The 15,809-nt window shown below is 67.7% G+C and carries 18 protein-coding genes; 7 read left to right on the top strand and 11 right to left on the bottom strand.

Translation table 11 applies throughout. The annotated features are described in order from the left end of the window. Nucleotides 1-21: 21 nt before the first annotated feature. The 7 genes from ABTZ99_RS12190 to ABTZ99_RS12160 form a co-directional block, all read right to left on the bottom strand. Nucleotides 22-1,158 (bottom strand): tyrosine-type recombinase/integrase, encoded by a 1,137-nt coding sequence (locus ABTZ99_RS12190; RefSeq protein WP_499610858.1) that lies wholly within the window; start codon nt 1,156-1,158, stop codon nt 22-24. Next, complete coding sequence (locus tag ABTZ99_RS12185) at nt 1,158-1,361, bottom strand: helix-turn-helix domain-containing protein (protein WP_499610855.1); 204 nt, start codon at nt 1,359-1,361, stop codon at nt 1,158-1,160. The genes ABTZ99_RS12190 and ABTZ99_RS12185 overlap by 1 nt, the downstream gene beginning before the upstream one ends. Next, nucleotides 1,362-2,966, bottom strand: coding sequence for a replication initiator (locus tag ABTZ99_RS12180; protein ID WP_499610852.1), 1,605 nt, complete (start codon nt 2,964-2,966; stop codon nt 1,362-1,364). Next, nucleotides 2,963-4,432 carry an FtsK/SpoIIIE domain-containing protein gene (locus ABTZ99_RS12175; protein ID WP_499610849.1) on the bottom strand — a complete coding sequence of 490 codons (1,470 nt, stop codon included), beginning with the start codon at nt 4,430-4,432 and terminating at the stop codon, nt 2,963-2,965. The genes ABTZ99_RS12180 and ABTZ99_RS12175 overlap by 4 nt, the downstream gene beginning before the upstream one ends. A 343-nt stretch (nt 4,433-4,775) precedes the next feature. Further along, nucleotides 4,776-5,351: an AMED_5909 family protein gene (locus ABTZ99_RS12170; protein ID WP_499610846.1), complete on the bottom strand. Its 576-nt coding sequence runs from the start codon at nt 5,349-5,351 to the stop codon at nt 4,776-4,778. Beyond that, nucleotides 5,348-5,554, bottom strand: a complete 207-nt coding sequence (locus ABTZ99_RS12165) for a hypothetical protein (protein WP_233812493.1) — start codon at nt 5,552-5,554, stop codon at nt 5,348-5,350. The genes ABTZ99_RS12170 and ABTZ99_RS12165 overlap by 4 nt, the downstream gene beginning before the upstream one ends. A gap of 4 nt (nt 5,555-5,558) precedes the next feature. Further along, nucleotides 5,559-6,011, bottom strand: a complete 453-nt coding sequence (locus tag ABTZ99_RS12160) for a hypothetical protein (RefSeq protein WP_499610843.1) — start codon at nt 6,009-6,011, stop codon at nt 5,559-5,561. Nucleotides 6,012-6,171: 160 nt separating this feature from the next. Here ABTZ99_RS12160 and ABTZ99_RS12155 point away from each other — a divergent pair, with 160 nt between their 5' ends. Then, a complete protein-coding gene (locus ABTZ99_RS12155) occupies nt 6,172-6,915 on the top strand; it encodes a DUF5919 domain-containing protein (protein ID WP_499610841.1) in 744 nt (247 codons plus the stop codon). A 12-nt stretch (nt 6,916-6,927) separates the two neighbouring features. Then, on the top strand, nt 6,928-7,398 hold the full coding sequence (locus ABTZ99_RS12150; RefSeq protein WP_499610838.1) for an NUDIX hydrolase: 471 nt from the start codon (nt 6,928-6,930) through the stop codon (nt 7,396-7,398). Here ABTZ99_RS12150 and ABTZ99_RS12145 read toward each other — a convergent pair. Continuing rightward, nucleotides 7,391-7,951 (bottom strand): HD domain-containing protein, encoded by a 561-nt coding sequence (locus tag ABTZ99_RS12145; protein WP_499610836.1) that lies wholly within the window; start codon nt 7,949-7,951, stop codon nt 7,391-7,393. The genes ABTZ99_RS12150 and ABTZ99_RS12145 overlap by 8 nt on opposite strands. 525 nt (nt 7,952-8,476) lie before the next feature. On the opposite strand from ABTZ99_RS12145, the gene ABTZ99_RS12140 reads away from it, so the two are divergent. Beyond that, a complete protein-coding gene (locus ABTZ99_RS12140; RefSeq protein ID WP_499610833.1) occupies nt 8,477-9,739 on the top strand; it encodes a hypothetical protein in 1,263 nt (420 codons plus the stop codon). 647 nt (nt 9,740-10,386) lie between these two features. Beyond that, a complete protein-coding gene (locus tag ABTZ99_RS12135; RefSeq protein ID WP_499610830.1) occupies nt 10,387-10,731 on the top strand; it encodes a VOC family protein in 345 nt (114 codons plus the stop codon). 130 nt (nt 10,732-10,861) lie between these two features. Here the strand turns inward: ABTZ99_RS12135 and ABTZ99_RS12130 are convergent, their stop codons facing one another. Further along, nucleotides 10,862-11,596, bottom strand: a complete 735-nt coding sequence (locus ABTZ99_RS12130; protein ID WP_499610827.1) for a maleylpyruvate isomerase family mycothiol-dependent enzyme — start codon at nt 11,594-11,596, stop codon at nt 10,862-10,864. An 84-nt stretch (nt 11,597-11,680) separates the two neighbouring features. Between ABTZ99_RS12130 and ABTZ99_RS12125 the strand changes: the two genes are divergently transcribed. Further along, nucleotides 11,681-12,889 carry a GNAT family N-acetyltransferase gene (locus tag ABTZ99_RS12125; protein ID WP_498778218.1) on the top strand — a complete coding sequence of 403 codons (1,209 nt, stop codon included), beginning with the start codon at nt 11,681-11,683 and terminating at the stop codon, nt 12,887-12,889. Between the two features lie 62 nt (nt 12,890-12,951). Further along, nucleotides 12,952-13,686, top strand: coding sequence for a hypothetical protein (locus ABTZ99_RS12120; RefSeq protein ID WP_499610824.1), 735 nt, complete (start codon nt 12,952-12,954; stop codon nt 13,684-13,686). Between the two features lie 19 nt (nt 13,687-13,705). On the opposite strand, the gene ABTZ99_RS12115 is transcribed toward ABTZ99_RS12120, so the two are convergent. Together ABTZ99_RS12115 and ABTZ99_RS12110 are read right to left on the bottom strand one after the other, a co-directional pair. Beyond that, nucleotides 13,706-14,509 (bottom strand): Fpg/Nei family DNA glycosylase, encoded by an 804-nt coding sequence (locus ABTZ99_RS12115; protein ID WP_498778213.1) that lies wholly within the window; start codon nt 14,507-14,509, stop codon nt 13,706-13,708. Then, nucleotides 14,509-14,976 carry a ribose-5-phosphate isomerase gene (locus ABTZ99_RS12110; RefSeq protein WP_498778211.1) on the bottom strand — a complete coding sequence of 156 codons (468 nt, stop codon included), beginning with the start codon at nt 14,974-14,976 and terminating at the stop codon, nt 14,509-14,511. Before ABTZ99_RS12110 ends, ABTZ99_RS12115 begins: the two co-directional genes overlap by 1 nt. 27 nt (nt 14,977-15,003) lie before the next feature. Here ABTZ99_RS12110 and ABTZ99_RS12105 point away from each other — a divergent pair, with 27 nt between their 5' ends. Next, entirely contained in the window at nt 15,004-15,717 is a 714-nt protein-coding gene (locus ABTZ99_RS12105) for a 2-phosphosulfolactate phosphatase (RefSeq protein WP_498778209.1), read from the top strand. Nucleotides 15,718-15,809: the final 92 nt, after the last annotated feature.

Below are 15,809 nucleotides of genomic sequence, written 5' to 3'. Positions count from 1 at the left end.
GCACCGCTGTCGCGTCTCTGATCACGTCGTGCGATTAGCGTGCGATTGACTCGCCTTCACCCGCTCGCTGAGCTTGTCGGCGATCTCACGGTCACGCTCGCTGGTCGCGTGCTGGTAGATAAGCGCCGCCCTCATGCTGCCGTGGCCCATCCGATGCATCAGCTCTCGCGTGCTGGCACCGGCCGCAGCAGCCAGGTTGTTGCCCGTGTGGCGCAGGTCGTGGAAGTGGAAGCCCTTCGGGAGTCCGACCTTGGACACCGTCTTGATCCACTTCACGGACCGGTGCCAGTTGCCTCGCTTGAGCGCCGCGCCCTTCTCCCCGGTGAAGATCAGCTCGTCCGGACCGGCCTTCACAAACGCCATCAGGTGACGTCGAAAGTCGTCCACGAGGATCTCGGGCATGGCGACCGTCCGGAAGCCAGCCGCTGACTTCGGTGGCCCTTCCACGAGCTTCCCCGAGTTGAGCTGAGCCAGCCTCCGAGGCACCCGGACTGATGGCGCGTCCAGGTCGACGTCACACCTTCGGAGGGCGATCAGCTCACCCCATCGCAGACCCGTGAGGGCAGCGGCCAGGATCAGCACCCGGAAGCGAGGCGGCACGGTCTCCGACAGGGTGAACACCTGCTCGACGGTCGCCACGGGCCGTTCCGGAGCCTTCTCTTGGTCCACTCCCTTGATGCGGCACGGGTTCCGCTTGATGCGGTTGTCGTCCAGGGCGGTGTTCATGATCGCCCGCAGCAGCCGGTACGCCTTGGCCGTCGTGGTGTCTGAACGGCCGTTGTCGAGCAGGTGCCGCCGCCAGGTCCGCACGGTCTCCGTGGTGATCGAGTTGAGCAGCTTCTCGCCGAGGAACGGCACGACGTGCAGCCGGAACTGCCGCTCGTACTCCTCGCGAGTGCGGACGCCGAGCTGCCGTTCCTTGATCCACCGCTCCCCGTACTCCTTGAGCGCGACCTTGCCGAGCAGCGGGTCGACCCACTCACCGCGGAGTAGGTCGGCCTCGACCGTGGACAGCCAGGCGTTGGCATCGGTCTTGGTCGGGAACGTCTCCGGCGCGTTCCGGCGGAGGCCGTCAGGCCCGAGGTAGCTCGCTTGGTGCCGACCGGACGGCAGCTTGCGGACGTGGCCGAACTGCCGATGGTTCTTCTTGTTCGCCATCAGGCAGCCCTCCAGACCGGTTCGACCCGACCGGCGTTGATGAACTCGTCCACGTCGGCCCGCTTGAGCCGGACGTGCCGCCCGAGGTGGTGGAACGCGATCCGGCGCTCTGAGATGAGCCGGCGGACGAAGCGGACGGTCGTGTTCATGTAGTCCGCCGCTTCCTGAACCGTGAAGTGCTCCTTCATCGTCTTCTCCCCCATTTACGCAGCTTGAGACGTTGCCGAACGGTCTGGCGGACTGGCCGAGGCGAGCAGCGCCGCCGTGTACTCGGCCTTCCATCGACGCCGCTCCGCGACCGCCCGCAGCAGCAGGTGAGGTCTTGGGGGCACGTTCGGGTCACCGGGCTGCACGTTGTTCCAGACGACCCGTTTTGGCTGGTCGTCCCCGGTGATCCCCACGTCGGCAAGCAGTTGCCGAACGAATTCCTTGCGGTCGTGCTTGTGGTCGGCCAGCGACTTTCCGGACCACTTCCGCGACACCAGCACCCGCCGACCGGCGACACCGAGCGTTGAGCGCTTGTGCGCCTTGCCCTTGCACTTGCCCGGCTCCATCGACAGCCGAGCCCCACGAGGCTGGACGCCGTAGAGCAGCCAGACCGGGCACTGCGGCGAGCACGGGGTGACCGCCAGTTCCGCACACAGCCGTTCGGCGTGGTCCTCCTGGCGGCCGGTCTGGGCGTCGAAGCACTCCCCGATGCTCTTGGTTAGGTACTTCGTCAGGTAGCCGATGTGGCGTCCGGCCTCTTCGGTGCCGCCGAGGATGCCCTTCGAGTGCACCTGGACACCGAACCGCGCCACGTGCGCGGGTGCGTCCACCTGGTCGAGGGCTTCCTCCCAGGTCGGCAGCGGTTCGCGGGTAGTCGGGTCAATGAACCCCTTCGCCCGCGAGTCCCACACCGGCCGGTTGTCTCCGCCGTACTTGATCTCGTCATGGTTGGGCCACCACACCTGGTGGTAGGTGGCCTCTGCGACCGCCCGCAGCTCCGCCCGCGAGATCGAACCCCGGATAGCGGCGTGCCAGTGTGGCGCCAGTCGCCGCTGAGGTTCGACGGTCGAGAAGTACTGGACGTCCCAGCCGACGCACCGCCGCAGGTTCTGTACGAACCGGTCCAGCAGGGCCGCGAAGTGCACCGCGTCCCGAGCCGCCCGCCGGTAGTCGTAGGTGTTCGGGTCTACCGGTGTGCCATCCGAGCGCACCTTGCCGTAGCTGTCGAGCGTCAGCGTGAGGAAGGTCGAGGGCTGGTACTTGCCGCCGAACACCCGCCCAACCGTGCGCTTGGCGACCGGCCGCCGAGGCAGGTTCGGCGCGTCCTGCCGCCGCCTGGTCGACCGCTTCCGCACCGCCCGAGGCCGAGCCTCCAGAGCTGGGAGCGAACCGCGGACTCCAAGCTGCCGCAGCTCCGCATCAACCTCGGCGACCTCTTCCCGAACCTCCTCCGCCCCGATCTCGTCGCCCTCCTCGACGGCCTGCCGGTACACCTTCACCAGGTCGGCCCGGTAGGCGGTCAGCGCCCGCTGATCGTCATTGGGCTGATCCGGGGTGAAGTCGGGTTCCTCGGTCAGGTGCCATCCCTCGCGGCACTGCGCCATCCGTAGCCGCCGGTTCTTCTCCGCGCACGTCGGGCACACGCTGGCGACCGTCGAGCCGCACGGCACGGGCACGATGTCCACCCGCCCGGTGTCCAGGTCGACCCGCTCCTTGGCCAGTGGCCTGACGCAGACGCCGTGCTCCTCAGCCACTGCCCGAGCCACATCAAGCGCCGCCGGCTGCTTCATCCGGTCGGCCCGGGTCAGGTACTCGCTCATGCCGCGACCTCCCCACTGCCGTCCGGCCGAGTCGGGAAGTCGTGCACCTTTGCATCGGCCAGGAAGACGCTCAGCTCCACCAGATCCGCATCGGTGACGTGGAAGGCCCGAGCCCTCTCCGGCTCCCGCTGCCCGTCCTCCTTGGCCCAGGCGACGCCGGGTGTGTTCTCGCTGATCTCGTGGGCTGCCGCGCCCCGCTGCCGCACACCGTCGCCAAGGACCATGTCCACCTGTTGCGGCTCGTCCAGGCGCAGCGCCACACGGGTGCTGAACAGGTGCCGGAACCCGACGACCTCCTTACGCGGGTCCTGCACCAAGCCCACCACGGCGTAGCCGGGTGCACGCCCTTGCGAGGTGATCGTCTGGATGGCCCGCACCGCTCGTTCCCTGAGCTGCTTATCCGGCTGGTAGGCGATCAGGTCCGCCAGCTCATCCACCACCAGGACCGTGAACGGCTCCCCCGTCGACCTCGCCCACAACCGCCGCACACCCCGGTACCGCGATGCCCGCTCCTTGACCTCTGCGGCGATTTCCTCAAGCAGCGCAACGGCTGCCTGCCCGTTGTCGTACACGACCCGATCGAAGGCGTCCGGGCACTGCCCGAGTTCCATCCCGCCCTTCGGGTCGATCCCCACCAGCCGCACCAAGCCCGCCCGCACCGCCGGAGCGAGCTGCCACACCAACGACCACAACACCGAGCCCTTGCCCGCACCGGGCACGCCGACCACGAGCACCTGAGACCCGAGCAGACGAAGCCGCCACGGGCTACCGGTCTCGGTCCGGCCGACCACCACCCGCTTGAGATCCACCTCGGTCGAGTCCGTCAGCGCGGGTACCGGCAACGGGCGCAGCAACGGATCGCGGTGGACGAAATCCAGCTCGATCACCCGAGGCCGCAGCACCCGCACCCGACACGACCGAGCCCCGAACGAGTGCGCCAGGCCGTCCCGCCGCAGCTCCCACGCCTCAGGCGACTGAGCAGGCACCATCCCCACCCGTACTCGATCTCGCCATCCCTCGGAGCGGACCCGCCGCAACTTGGGCCGGTACTCGCGGCCCCGGTCCCGCTTGGCCAGGTCAGCCAGCCGCATCACCGACCGCCATTTCGGGACGTACACCGTCGCCCGCCGCCACTCGGTCACCAGCCGGTACCAACCGTGGCGCAGGAACGACCGACGATCGAGCTTCGCCCAGACGGTCAGTACTGCGACCAGCGAGACCAACGCCAGCACCAGCGGCGAGAGCCCGAAGCGCCACCAGCACCAAGCCGCCGACAACGGCACCAGCGTCACCACCGGATACCGGATGACCATGAGCACCAAGCGCACGGCACCGACAACCACCAGCCACACCAGCGCCACCAGTGCCGCAATCCACTTCGCCTTGCCGGGGACGAGCACCCACCACGGCACCCGAGGCCGCACACCCTCGAACGGAGCCGGGTCGACCCACTTCCCGCCGTTCATCGCACACGCCCCACGGGGGCGAAAATCAGCGGCAGCCATCCCAGGCAGCCGCAACAAACGAGCTGGTTCGGGGCGTAGACACCGAACCGCTTGCACGCCCCACAGGGGCGACCGTTGGACAACTTCCACACTGTCGGAGCACCGCGCCGACTTGACGCGCGCACCCCACGTACCGATAGCCTCGACATGACCGGAATCCCTTGTGTGGTAACGAAAGCACGCGAAAGTTCCGGTCGGTGTGTCGCCGGGAAACAGCTTCAGCCCGCCAAGACTCGAACCTGTTTCCCCGCGACCCCACCAACCAGCAATTCAGATCACTTGCCGCACGAGACCGCCCGCACGGTCAATCGCTCGTCTCGACCTCGAACAGGTCCTCGAACTCGAACGGCGCGAGCGCCTTCAACGCCCCACTGATGAACCGCGCACCGGGCCGCAGCTCACCGTTACGGGCACGCTTCACCGTCGACCGGTTGAGCCCCATCGCCTTGGCCAGCGCGTAGTCCGAGTGAAACCCCGCCAACCGCACCGCCTTGGTGAACGCGTCACCGCGCAGCCTGACCGTGTACCTCGGCTCACCCACGCCGAAGCCAACATGGACCACGGCCACCGCCGCGCCCTCGGACCCATTCGACTCGACCGCCTGCCGGCGCTTGCTGCGAACAGCCGCCGCATCGGCGAGGGCTTGGGCGATCTTCTTGCCCTTCTCCCAGTGCTGCTCCGCGAGGAAGACCGCCTCCCTCTGCCGCCCACGATCGGACTCAGCGACCCGCCGATACACCTCAGCCGCCCGGAAGTGGAAATCCCGCCAGTCCGCGCGCGTCGCCTCAATCGAGGGCATCACCTCGACCAACGCGTCATGAGCCCCCCGAAGCGTCGTCGCCGATCCCACCGCCGACCACAACTCCTCCAGAAGATTCACTCCCACTCATCCCCCTCCACACCCAGCGCAACGCCGCCCTGCTTCAACGCCGAACGCAGCCTGTTGACCGAATCCCGCTCGACCACCAGAACGGCAGGGAACGCCTTACCGAAACGAATCTCCACCCGGTCCTCAAACGCCACCGGGTATGCGCGAATCGGAAGATCATCGGTCACGTGGAGCCGCACCATTTCGCCGCCCATGGGGTCACGCAGCCTTGGCAGCGGACTTGACGACGACCGGCTTCATGCCCGAGGCCCTCAGGCTGTACCCGAGCTTCGCCCGACACCTGTGCCGCTCGCCCCCGTGGCTCCCCCGGCACGCCTTGTCGTCAATCCAGGGCGTCACCGTCAGCCCTTCGAAGACCACCGGCCGCACATCCGTCCCCGGGATCGCCTCCGGCGGCACCGGCTGGTGCGGGGCCGCGATCTTCACCGTCACCACGGCGTCCGTCTTCCGCTCCGCCGCTTGGTCGATCACCAGGACTGACCACACCAACAGTCCGGTCTCCTTGTCCGCCTCCTGCTGGACCGGCAACCCCTTCGCCCGCTCCTCGGCCGATTGGAACCTGAGCACCGGCTCGACACCCATCACCAACGCGCCACGGGGAAAGACGAAGTCGTGCGTCGCCGGGAGCCTGCTCCCACCACTGATCGCCACAGCCGATCTCCTGTCATCAGCGTCGGCTGGACCCTTGGTCCAGCACCTTGACACCAACCACTTTCGGCTGATCAGCGGGACGCAAGCACCGCATAGCGGGACTTCTAAGGACGTCCTTGCTAGCTTAAAGACGTCCCAAGTCGTTACAACGGGGGTACACATGGCCAACGAACGACTACGAGAAGCCCTGCTCCGCAACGGCCTGAACCTCGACCACATCGCCCGAGCCACCGGCGTCGACCCCAAGACCGTCGAACGCTGGATCACCAAGGGCCGCGTCCCCTACCCCCGCCACCGCCACACCATCGCCTCGATGGTCCGCGAGACCGAGAACTACCTCTGGCCGGACGCCGTAGCCGCGGACCGCAAGGCCGAGATCGCCGAGTCCGAGGTGGTCAAGGTCTACCCCCACCGCAACAACATCCCCGCGGACCTCTGGGACCGACTCCTCAACGACGCCACCAAGCACATCGAGGTGCTCTCCCTGGCCGCCCTCTTCCTGGTCGAACGCCCCACCTTCGCCAAGGAGCTGCGTCTCAAGGCCGAGCAGGGTGCCAAGATCCGTCTCCTGTTCGGCGACCCCGCAGGCCGTGAAGCAGCGCGCCGCAGCGAGGAAGAGCAGCTAGGAAAGGGCACCGTCGCCGCCCGCATCCGCAACGCCCTAGCGTTCGTCCGCCCGCTGGCCGACGTCCCCGGCATCGAGGTCCGCCTACACAAGACGACCCTCTACAACTCCGTCTTCCGCTTCGACGACGAAATGATCGTCAACACCCACGTCTACGGCTTCCCCGGCGCCCACGCCCCCGCACTCCACCTACGCCGACTCTCCGCAGGCGACCTCTTCGAGACCTACTCCGAAAGCCTGGAGACCGTCTGGACCAGCGCGAAGCGCGCCACCTTCTGACAAGGTCGAACCATGACCCGGACCGACTACCTCAACGACCCCAACGCCCCGAAGCCCAACAGCATCCGGGTAGCCGTCAGCGCCATCGTCCAAGACTCCACCGGCCGCCTCCTGATGATCCGGCGCACCGACAACGACAAGTACGCCATCCCCGGCGGCGGCCAGGACGTAGGCGAAACCCTCGCCCAAGCGGTAGTGCGCGAGGTCGAGGAGGAGACCGGCATCCATGTAGAGGTCACCGGCCTGGTCGGCCTGTACTCCAACCCTAACCACGTCATCGCCTACGACGACGGCGAGGTCCGCCAAGAGTTCTCCATCTGCTTCCGCGCTCAACCCATCGGAGGCGAGCTGCGCACAAGCAGCGAATCCAAGGAAGTCCTCTGGGTAGAACCCGACCGCCTACCCGACCTCGACATACACCCGTCAATCCGCCTACGCATCGACCACGGCCTCAGCAACCGCGCCGAGCCCTACTTCACCTGACCTCAACCCCAGCAGCCCTCAACCGAGCCTCCGTCCGCTCCACCGCCGCCACCAACTCAGGCTCCGCCTGCCGGATGAAAACCGTCACCAGGTCTTCCAGCCCATACCGCGCCTGAATCTCCGCGATCCGCTCACGAACCCCGGTCGTGTCGCCATACGGCCCGGTGGTCATATCCGCCCACCACAGTGCATCCCGCAGCGGCGTCTCCTCATCCACCCAACGCGCCAGCTCAGCCGAGTACCCCCTCAACTCGGCCTCTCGGTAGGCACAGGAGTGATGTGCCACAAGCGCACACAACCGCTCAGAACACCCCTGGTCTTCGAGATACCGAGCCCCATCAAGCGGATGAAACCCAGTCTCGGCAATCTCCGGCGCGTACCCCACATCGTGAAGAACAGCCGCAGCCGTCAACAGCTCGCGCTCCGCTTCCGCGATGACTCCAGCCGCCAGCCCAGCTCTCTTCGCAACACCCTGCACATGCGCCCACCGCCGAGGCAACGACGAGGCAAGCCGACCTTCGGCCACCGAGTAGGCCCGCGCGACCAGATCCACACCCACACCCTAGGCAGGCCGTTCGCACCGCAACACCGCAACAGCCCCCAACCTGCCGCGTTGCCGAATTCCGCTCTACGGGATCAAGGCGCGCCGCCTGCGGCAACGCGCGGCCAGTCCGGCCTCACGTTTTCACCGACTCCCCGCATCGCGGCACGCCGGGCTCCCGCTCCGCTCCGCCCGTCGGCCGCACGCGGAGTCGGCGCACGCGGCCGGATGACTGCACGCGGAGGTGCTGCGTTCGGACGAGAATCGCTCCCAGCGTCCAGGGTTCCGACGATCGCGCAGTCACAGACTTCACAGCGCTGGGCACGGCGATCGGCTGCCGCGGCGGCTCCGCCACCTTGCCACCGTCAGTCTTAATCGACGTCAGGCGCGCCTCGTTGAGGCGCACCAGTAGAGACTATGTGCGAGAATTATGGAACGGAACCGAAAATCTCTCACACTAGCTGAACCTGACCCCAACCTGTATCCTGCCGAGAAGAATACTCCACCTACGCACGGTTAACGCCGTTCAGAGGAGCCATGCAGCACACCGCCGAAACCATCGCGGAGCAGATATCCACTCTCTTGCGAACCAAAGCAGAGAAGACGGGCGAGAATTTTACTTTCAAGATGGACCGCTACGTGTCCTCACCTGTAAGCGAGGACAAGCTAACCGAGATCGCTTCTGAGATCGCCAACTTTAAACGCGGCGAAGGTGTGTCAGTTTCGACACCGAAAACCTTTGAGGCCCTAGTAAAGCGCCACACGAACCGACCAGCACGAGCCCTGCGAGAAGGAATTCAACTGGACGATGTCCAGCAGGGCCTGACATACGAAATCGGACCGCCGACAATACCCTTCCTGTTGCACTTCCTCTCCGACGCTCTCCGGTTGGACGGTGCGAGGATTTTCCGAACCTTCGGACTATTTGTTGGTTTCCGTTATTCCGATGGACCTAAAGACCAGTGGGATGCCTTGGATACCTTACGGAACGTAGGATCGTTTACAACAATCCGCATCATTTCCGACAAGCCTCGACCTGAATCCTACTGGACGCAGCACGCAGAAGCCGTGTACTTCCACCTCGGATACAACCTTGATGTAGCCCTGATGCCGGTATTAAGCGTAGACGAACTCAAGCGATCGTCTGCAATATCGCGCACGAGACGATCACGCGCAAAAGAAATCGACGCCCCACGACGCCACTACGTTAGTGATCTAGTGTTCCACTACCAGCTCGCCGTATCGGCGGAAAGCCCCATGCTGGAATACCTCTCTTACTACCATGTGGCAGAACACTGGTTTGAGAACATCGTGCAGGATGACCTAGTCGAACAGGTGCAGACCATAATCACGTCGCCGAAATTCTCATATCGCCGGAAGCGTGACATCAGAGAGCTCATTAAGAAGGTCAACAAGGCCGTACAGCTCAGAAGCGAAGAAGTGGTTATAAATGAGCAGATTGCCCTCCGACTCACCCTTCAAAAGCACGTCGACCTAGCTCAGATCCTACAAGAGTTGCGCGCCTTCGACCCTGCGCTACCCGAGTACTACAAAAATACGGCAGTTCCCTTCTCCGATGGCGATAAAGTTGACCTTAATTCTGACGATCAGCCGGCGGTCTACCAGGCGCTAAGTCGCAGAATTTATAAGACAAGAAATGCACTTGTGCACAGCAAGGAAGGCGCGAGGAGTCGGTTTACACCCTTCTCGGATGACGTGGCATTGACCCCGGAGCTACCTCTAATGAGATTCGTCGCTGAGCAAATCATTGTGGACACATCCACGCCTCAGGATGGGTAGAGACGCGCACGCAATGGACCTACGTGGCTCGTTGAGGCACGCAACCAGGTGGTTGCTGCGTGCGATTATCGTGCGATTAGCCCAGGTCAGCGACGGTCAACAGCGGTCAACAAGGACAAGAGCAGGTGCTGGCAAGGAGCGGTGAGCTGGGGTTGACGCCGCCCTTCCAAGCTGGTCATGCGGGTTCGATTCCCGTCACCCGCTCCAGACTCTTCTTGCTGGCAGAGCCCTCATAGACCGTCCCACGTGGACGGTCTTTTGCGTTCTGCGGAACGTCCGGACCCCTCGCGTGCCCGCGCCGCCAGGTCGCGTGGCGGTAGCGGCAGGTGGACGGCGCGGTCCTTTGTGGATGGTTGTGCCCCTGGTGGAGATGGGGCCGGTGGGGTGGGCTGGGGTGGGTTTGATAGGTGGTGGTCTGCGGTTAGGTGGGGATTGGTTGGGACCAGTGGGGCGGCGGGCCGGCAGGTTCATGCTGTTGGGGTTCGGTTTGGTTGATGATTGGTTTCCGGTTCGGAGTTAGAGTGGTTCGGGCGAGTTGTTGTCAACCCCCTCGACACGTGCGGGCTCGTCGTGTGGTTGTGGGGAGCGGTCGCGCGAGTTGGGCTGCTTCCCACGACCCGCACGTCCACTTGGCTCATCATGGGCACATGCGTCTGGACCAGATCGTGGTGGATTGCCTGGACCCGGCACGGCTCGTGCGGTTCTGGGCGGGGTTGCTCGGTGGTGAGGTGGTGGAGCGGGAGCACGGGTGGGCGCACGTCGTGCCGCCCGGGTGGCCTCGGATCTCGTTTCAGCCCGTGCCGGAGTCAAAGGCGGTGAAGAACCGGCTTCACCTGGACGTCGACGTCGACGACATCGGCGCGGCGACGGAGAAGGCCGTTGGGCTCGGGGCGACGAAACTGGGTGGCGTGCAGACCGACGAGCAGGGCAGCTTCCAGGTGCTGCTGGACCCGGCGGGCAACGAGTTCTGCTTCGTCAAGGCCGCCCCCTAGGACGTGATGGCGCGGCACAGCGCCTCGCCGAAGCGGATCGCCAGCACCACCATGAGCACGCCGATGGCGAAGGTCACCAGGCATCTCAGGATCACGCGCAGCTTCCTCACGCGCACAGTGTGCCTCCAATTCAGCCCGTAGCAGCGGCAACGGCGGAACGCAGCGCGCGCACGACCGCGACATCCCCCTCCACCGACACGTCCTCCTCCCCGACCCGCCCCCACAACCACAGGTCCACCGCGGACGCGGAGCCGCTGACGACGGCCGCCGGGTCGGCTCGAGGGCAGTAGTCGACGATCCCCTCGTGCAGCGCCACGGTCCACTCACGGCCCGGTACGCGCAGCGTCACGGCTCGCCCTGACGTGTGGACACCGGGTGGCTGGTGGCAGCCCAACCACAGCCGCAGCACCTCGTCGACGCCGTCCGCCGCCAAGCCCGGCTCCAACGGCGCCGCCGAGCCGGTCGCGGCCTGCGCGTCGACCCGGTGCACGGCCGTCTCGTGCGCCATCCGCCGCACCCAGAACCCCACCGTCCCGTCCCACGGGCACCACGTCGCCGCAGGTGCGGCCGCGCGCGCCGGATCCAGCACGGCGATCAGCGCCGCCGCGCCGACCCGGTACCAGTCGACCAGGTCGGCGTCACCGGGCGAGCACTCCCAGTCCGCCGGACGCGCGCCGCGCGCGATCCACTGCGCCACCACGCGGTGGATCGAGCCGACGTGCACGAGCAGGTCACCGATCGTCATCCCGGGACACGCCGGCACGTCACGATCAGGTGGTGCCAAAGTTGCTGCGACCGCCAACGCCTCCGCTTCGACGCGGAGCGCCCTCGCCAACGAATGGGCATCCAACGAATGGGCATCCATCGGCGCAGCATCGCGGAACCGACTGCCTGGGTGCGACCCCTGAATTGGATCGCGCACGACGGCCGACCGGCGTATGAACGTGCCATGGCGCTCAACCTCCGCACCCTCACCGCGGACGACCTCCCGGAGTTCCAGCGGGTCGTCAACTCGGCATTCCTGTTCGACAGCGTCGAGGACCAGCTCGAACGGTGGCGTGGCCTCTTCGAGCCGGACCGGCACCACGCCGTGTTCGACGGTGACGAGCTCATCGGCGGCGGCGGCATCCAGACCCGCGAGATCACCTTGCCCGGAGCCGGCCCGGTACCGGTCGCGGCGGTCACGTCGGTCGGCGTGAAACCGGGCCATCGCCGTCGCGGCGTGCTCACCCGCGTCATGCGCGCCCAGCTGCACGGCATGCACGAGGAGGGCGCCGAGGCGATCGCCGCGCTGTGGGCCTCGGAGGCGGGGATCTACCCCAGGTACGGCTACGGGCTCGCGGCCGAGTTCACCCGGCTCGACGTGCCGCACGGCGCGAAGTTCCGCCCCGGCGTGTCGACCGGCGGCGAACGGGTGCGCGAGGTGCCGCGCGACGAGGCCATGCCGGTGATGAAGGCCGTGTACGAAGACCTGCGGCCGTCCCGGACGGGCTGGCTGAGCCGCACGGACGCCGCGTGGGACCACCACCTCGCCGACACCGAGCGCGACCGCGACGGGCTGAGCGCGTACCGCTACGTGCTGCACCCGCAGGGTTACGCGGTCTACCGGATCAAGGCGGACTGGCAGGTGCGCGGCCCGCGCAACGAGCTGCACGTGCGCGAGCTCGCGGCACGGACCGACGAGGCGTACGCGGCGCTCTACCGCTACCTGCTGGACCTCGACATGGTCGGCGAGCTGAAGTTCTTCACCGCCTCCGACGACCCGGGCGTCCACCTGCTGGAGGACTCGCGGCTCGCGCTGCGCGGCCGGGCCGACTCGCTGTGGGTGCGGATCGTGGACGTCGACCGCGCGCTCCCCCTGCGCCGCTACCTCTCCGACGTGGACGTGGTGCTGGAGCTGTCGGACGAGTTCTGCCCGTGGAACGCGGGCCGGTGGCGGTTCACCGTCAAGGACGGCGCCGCGACCGTGCAGCGGGTGGACGACGACCCGGACGTCGTGCTGGACGTGCAGGCGTTGGGGGCCGCGTACCTCGGTGGAACGAGGTTGGCGACGTTGGCGCGGGCCCAACGGGTGAGTGAGGTCACCGCGGGTTCGCTGAACGCCTTGTCACACGCCCTGTTGGGCGACCGGGAGCCCCACTGCCCGGAGGTGTTCTGACCGTTTCGGGAACCTCCGCCCGGCGTGGGGCGTTTTCCGGACAACAAGCACCGGGAGGGTCGATGACCACCACGATCGTGTTGCTCGTGCTGTTGGCCCTGGTGGGCGTGGTCTGGTACGCCGCCCGCTCCGCGGCCGAGAAGCGCCGCCGGGAGCTGGAGGACGCGCAGGCCGAGGCCCGCCGTTGGGTGGAACGGCTCGGCGGCCAGGTGATGAACCTGACCGGCACGGACGTGGCCTCGCAGCAGGCGATGGCCGACGCGTCCGAGCGGTTCACCGCGGCCGGGTCGCAGATGGAGCAGGCGCGCACGGTGGAGCAGTGCCGCCTGGTCACGCAGACCGCGATGGAAGGCCTGTACTACGTGCGGGCCGCGCGCGTCGCGATGGACCTCGACCCCGGTCCCGAGCTGCCGGACCTCACCGGCCAGAGCCGGGCGGGCAAGGTGTCGGAGGAGCGTGACGTCACGGTGAAGGGTCACCGCTACGTCGCCTCGCCGCGGCCGGGTTCGCAGACGCCGCACTACTACCCCGGCGGCGTGGTGGCGGGTCGCCCGGTGCCGGAGGGCTGGTACTCCGAGCCGTGGTGGAAGCCCGCGCTGGTGGCGGGCGCGTGGGGCTTCGCGTCGATGATGCTGTTCAGCGCGATGTTCACGGGCATGGTCGGCGTGCCGGCGGCCGTGGCGTCGGAGGACCCCGGCGGCGCCGAGGACGGCGGTGACGCCGGTGATGGCGGTGGCGACTACGGCGGGGACTTCGGCGGCGGCGACTTCGGTGGCGGGGACTTCGGCGGGTTCTGAGTCAGGCGGGTTCTTAAGGTCAGGCCGGCTGGCAGGTCGGGCACCAGTAGAGGTTCCGGCCGGCCAGCGAGGCGGCGGCGACGGGCGTGCCGCAGACCAGGCACGGTTGGCCGGTGCGGCGGTAGACGTAGACCTCGCCGCCGTGCCGGTCCTGCCGCGGCGCCCGGCCGGTGACCTCGGGCAGGTGCTCGGGCCGCACGGTGTCGATGCGCCCGACCTTCACGCCGGCGCGCATGAGCACGGTCAGGTCGAGCCACAGGTCGTCCCACAACGCCCGGTCGACCTCGTTGCCGGGCACGAGCGGGTGGACGCCGTGCCGGAACAGCACCTCGGCCCGGTAGACGTTGCCGACGCCCGCGAGCACGGTCTGGTCCATCAGCAGCACGGCGATGGACTGGCGCGACCGGGCGATGCGCGCATGGGCCAGGTCGGGTTTCGCGTCACGGCGCAGCGGGTCCGGGCCGAGGCGGGCGCGCAGCGCGGCCACCTCGACGTCGGTGAGGACCTCGCACCGGTTCGGGCCGCGCAGGTCCGTCCAGTGGGTGGGGCCGGCCAGCCGCATCCGCACCTGGCCGACCGGCTGGGTCACCGGGTGCGGCGACTCGGTGAACGTGCCGTAGAGGCCCAGGTGGACGTGCACGGTGGCGTCCGGGCCGTAGACGTGGAACAGGTGCTTGCCGTGCGCCTCGGCGCGCCGGAACAGCCGACCGTCCACAGCGGACGCGGAGAACTTGCCCTGCGGGCTCGACACCCGGACCGTCGAGCCCGCGTACCGGCGCTGGTGCAGCTTCGCCAGGCGGTGCAGCGTGTGACCTTCGGGCATCAGGGCAGGGCCGGCGCCTCGCCGGTGCGCTCGTACTCGCGGAGGATGTCGATGCGGCGCGCGTGCCGCTCCTGCCCGGAGAACGGGGTGGCCAGGAACGCCTCGACGATCGCGAACGCCTCCTCGGTGGTGTGCATCCGGCCGCCGACGCCGATGAGCTGGGCGTCGTTGTGCTCGCGGGCGAGCTTCGCCGTCTCCACGCTGTAGGCGAGCGCGGCGCGGGCGCCGGGCACCTTGTTCGCGGCGATCTGCTCGCCGTTGCCGGAGCCGCCGATGACGATGCCCAGGCTGCCCTCGTCCGCGACCACGCGGCGGGCGGCCTCGATGCAGAACGGCGGGTAGTCGTCCTCCGCGTCGTACACGGCCGGCCCGACGTCGACCACCTCGTGGCCCGCGTCGGTCAGGTGCTTGACGAGGTGGGTCTTCAGCTCGAAGCCCGCGTGGTCCGATCCCAGGTAAACGCGCACGTCAGCAAGTCTGCCATCCTTGGCCGCGTGTTCGGACAAGAGGGTTGCCGGCTGCGGTTGGAGTGGGGTCCCGAGGGGGTCGCCGCCCTCGGGGAGCAGTGCGCGGTGCTCGTGGTCGTGGACGTGCTGTCGTTCTCCACCGCGGTGGACATCGTCGTGGCACGTGGTGGGGCCGTGCGGCCGGTGCACTGGTCGAAGCGCGCGTCGGCGGCGCGTCCGGCGGACCCGTCGTGGACGTTGCGGCCGTCGTCGCTGGTGTCCGTGCCGCCGGGGACGGAGCTGGAGCTGGCTTCGGCGAACGGCGCCACGTTGTGCTCGTCGGCCGAGGCGACGGGGGCGATCGTGCTGGCGGGGTGCCTGCGCAACGCGCGGGCGGTCGCCGTGGCGGCTCGTCAGTTGGCGGCGGGTGGGCCGATCGGCGTCGTGCCGGGCGGTGAGCGGTGGGGCGTGAACCTGACCGACGAGGCCGACGCCGGACCGTTGCGACCGGCGGTGGAGGACCTGCTCGGCGCGGGCGCGATCATGTCGTCACTGCTGGGCTACGGCTCGGCGTCGGTGGAAGCGGCGTTGGCCGCGGAGATGTACGCGTGGGCGTCGGTGGAGGACGTCCTGAACGGTTGTGTGTCCGGTCGTGAGCTCATCGCCGCGGGCCACGCGGGCGACGTCGCCCTCGCCGCCGAGGTCAACGTGAGCACCGCCGTCCCCCGCCTGACCGACGGCGTCCTCCACGCGCGGGGTTAGCGCCTGTTTCACAAGTCCGTGTTCGCGATAGTCGGGCCTGAGGCGGCTCCCGGGGGCACGGCCGAATGGGCCACATACAACAGCGGTATGCG

Origin of the sequence: Actinosynnema sp. NPDC002837, from assembly GCF_040295345.1 — a bacterium.
GTDB lineage: Bacteria > Actinomycetota > Actinomycetes > Mycobacteriales > Pseudonocardiaceae > Actinosynnema.
This window is presented reverse-complemented; position numbering and strand designations above follow the sequence as displayed.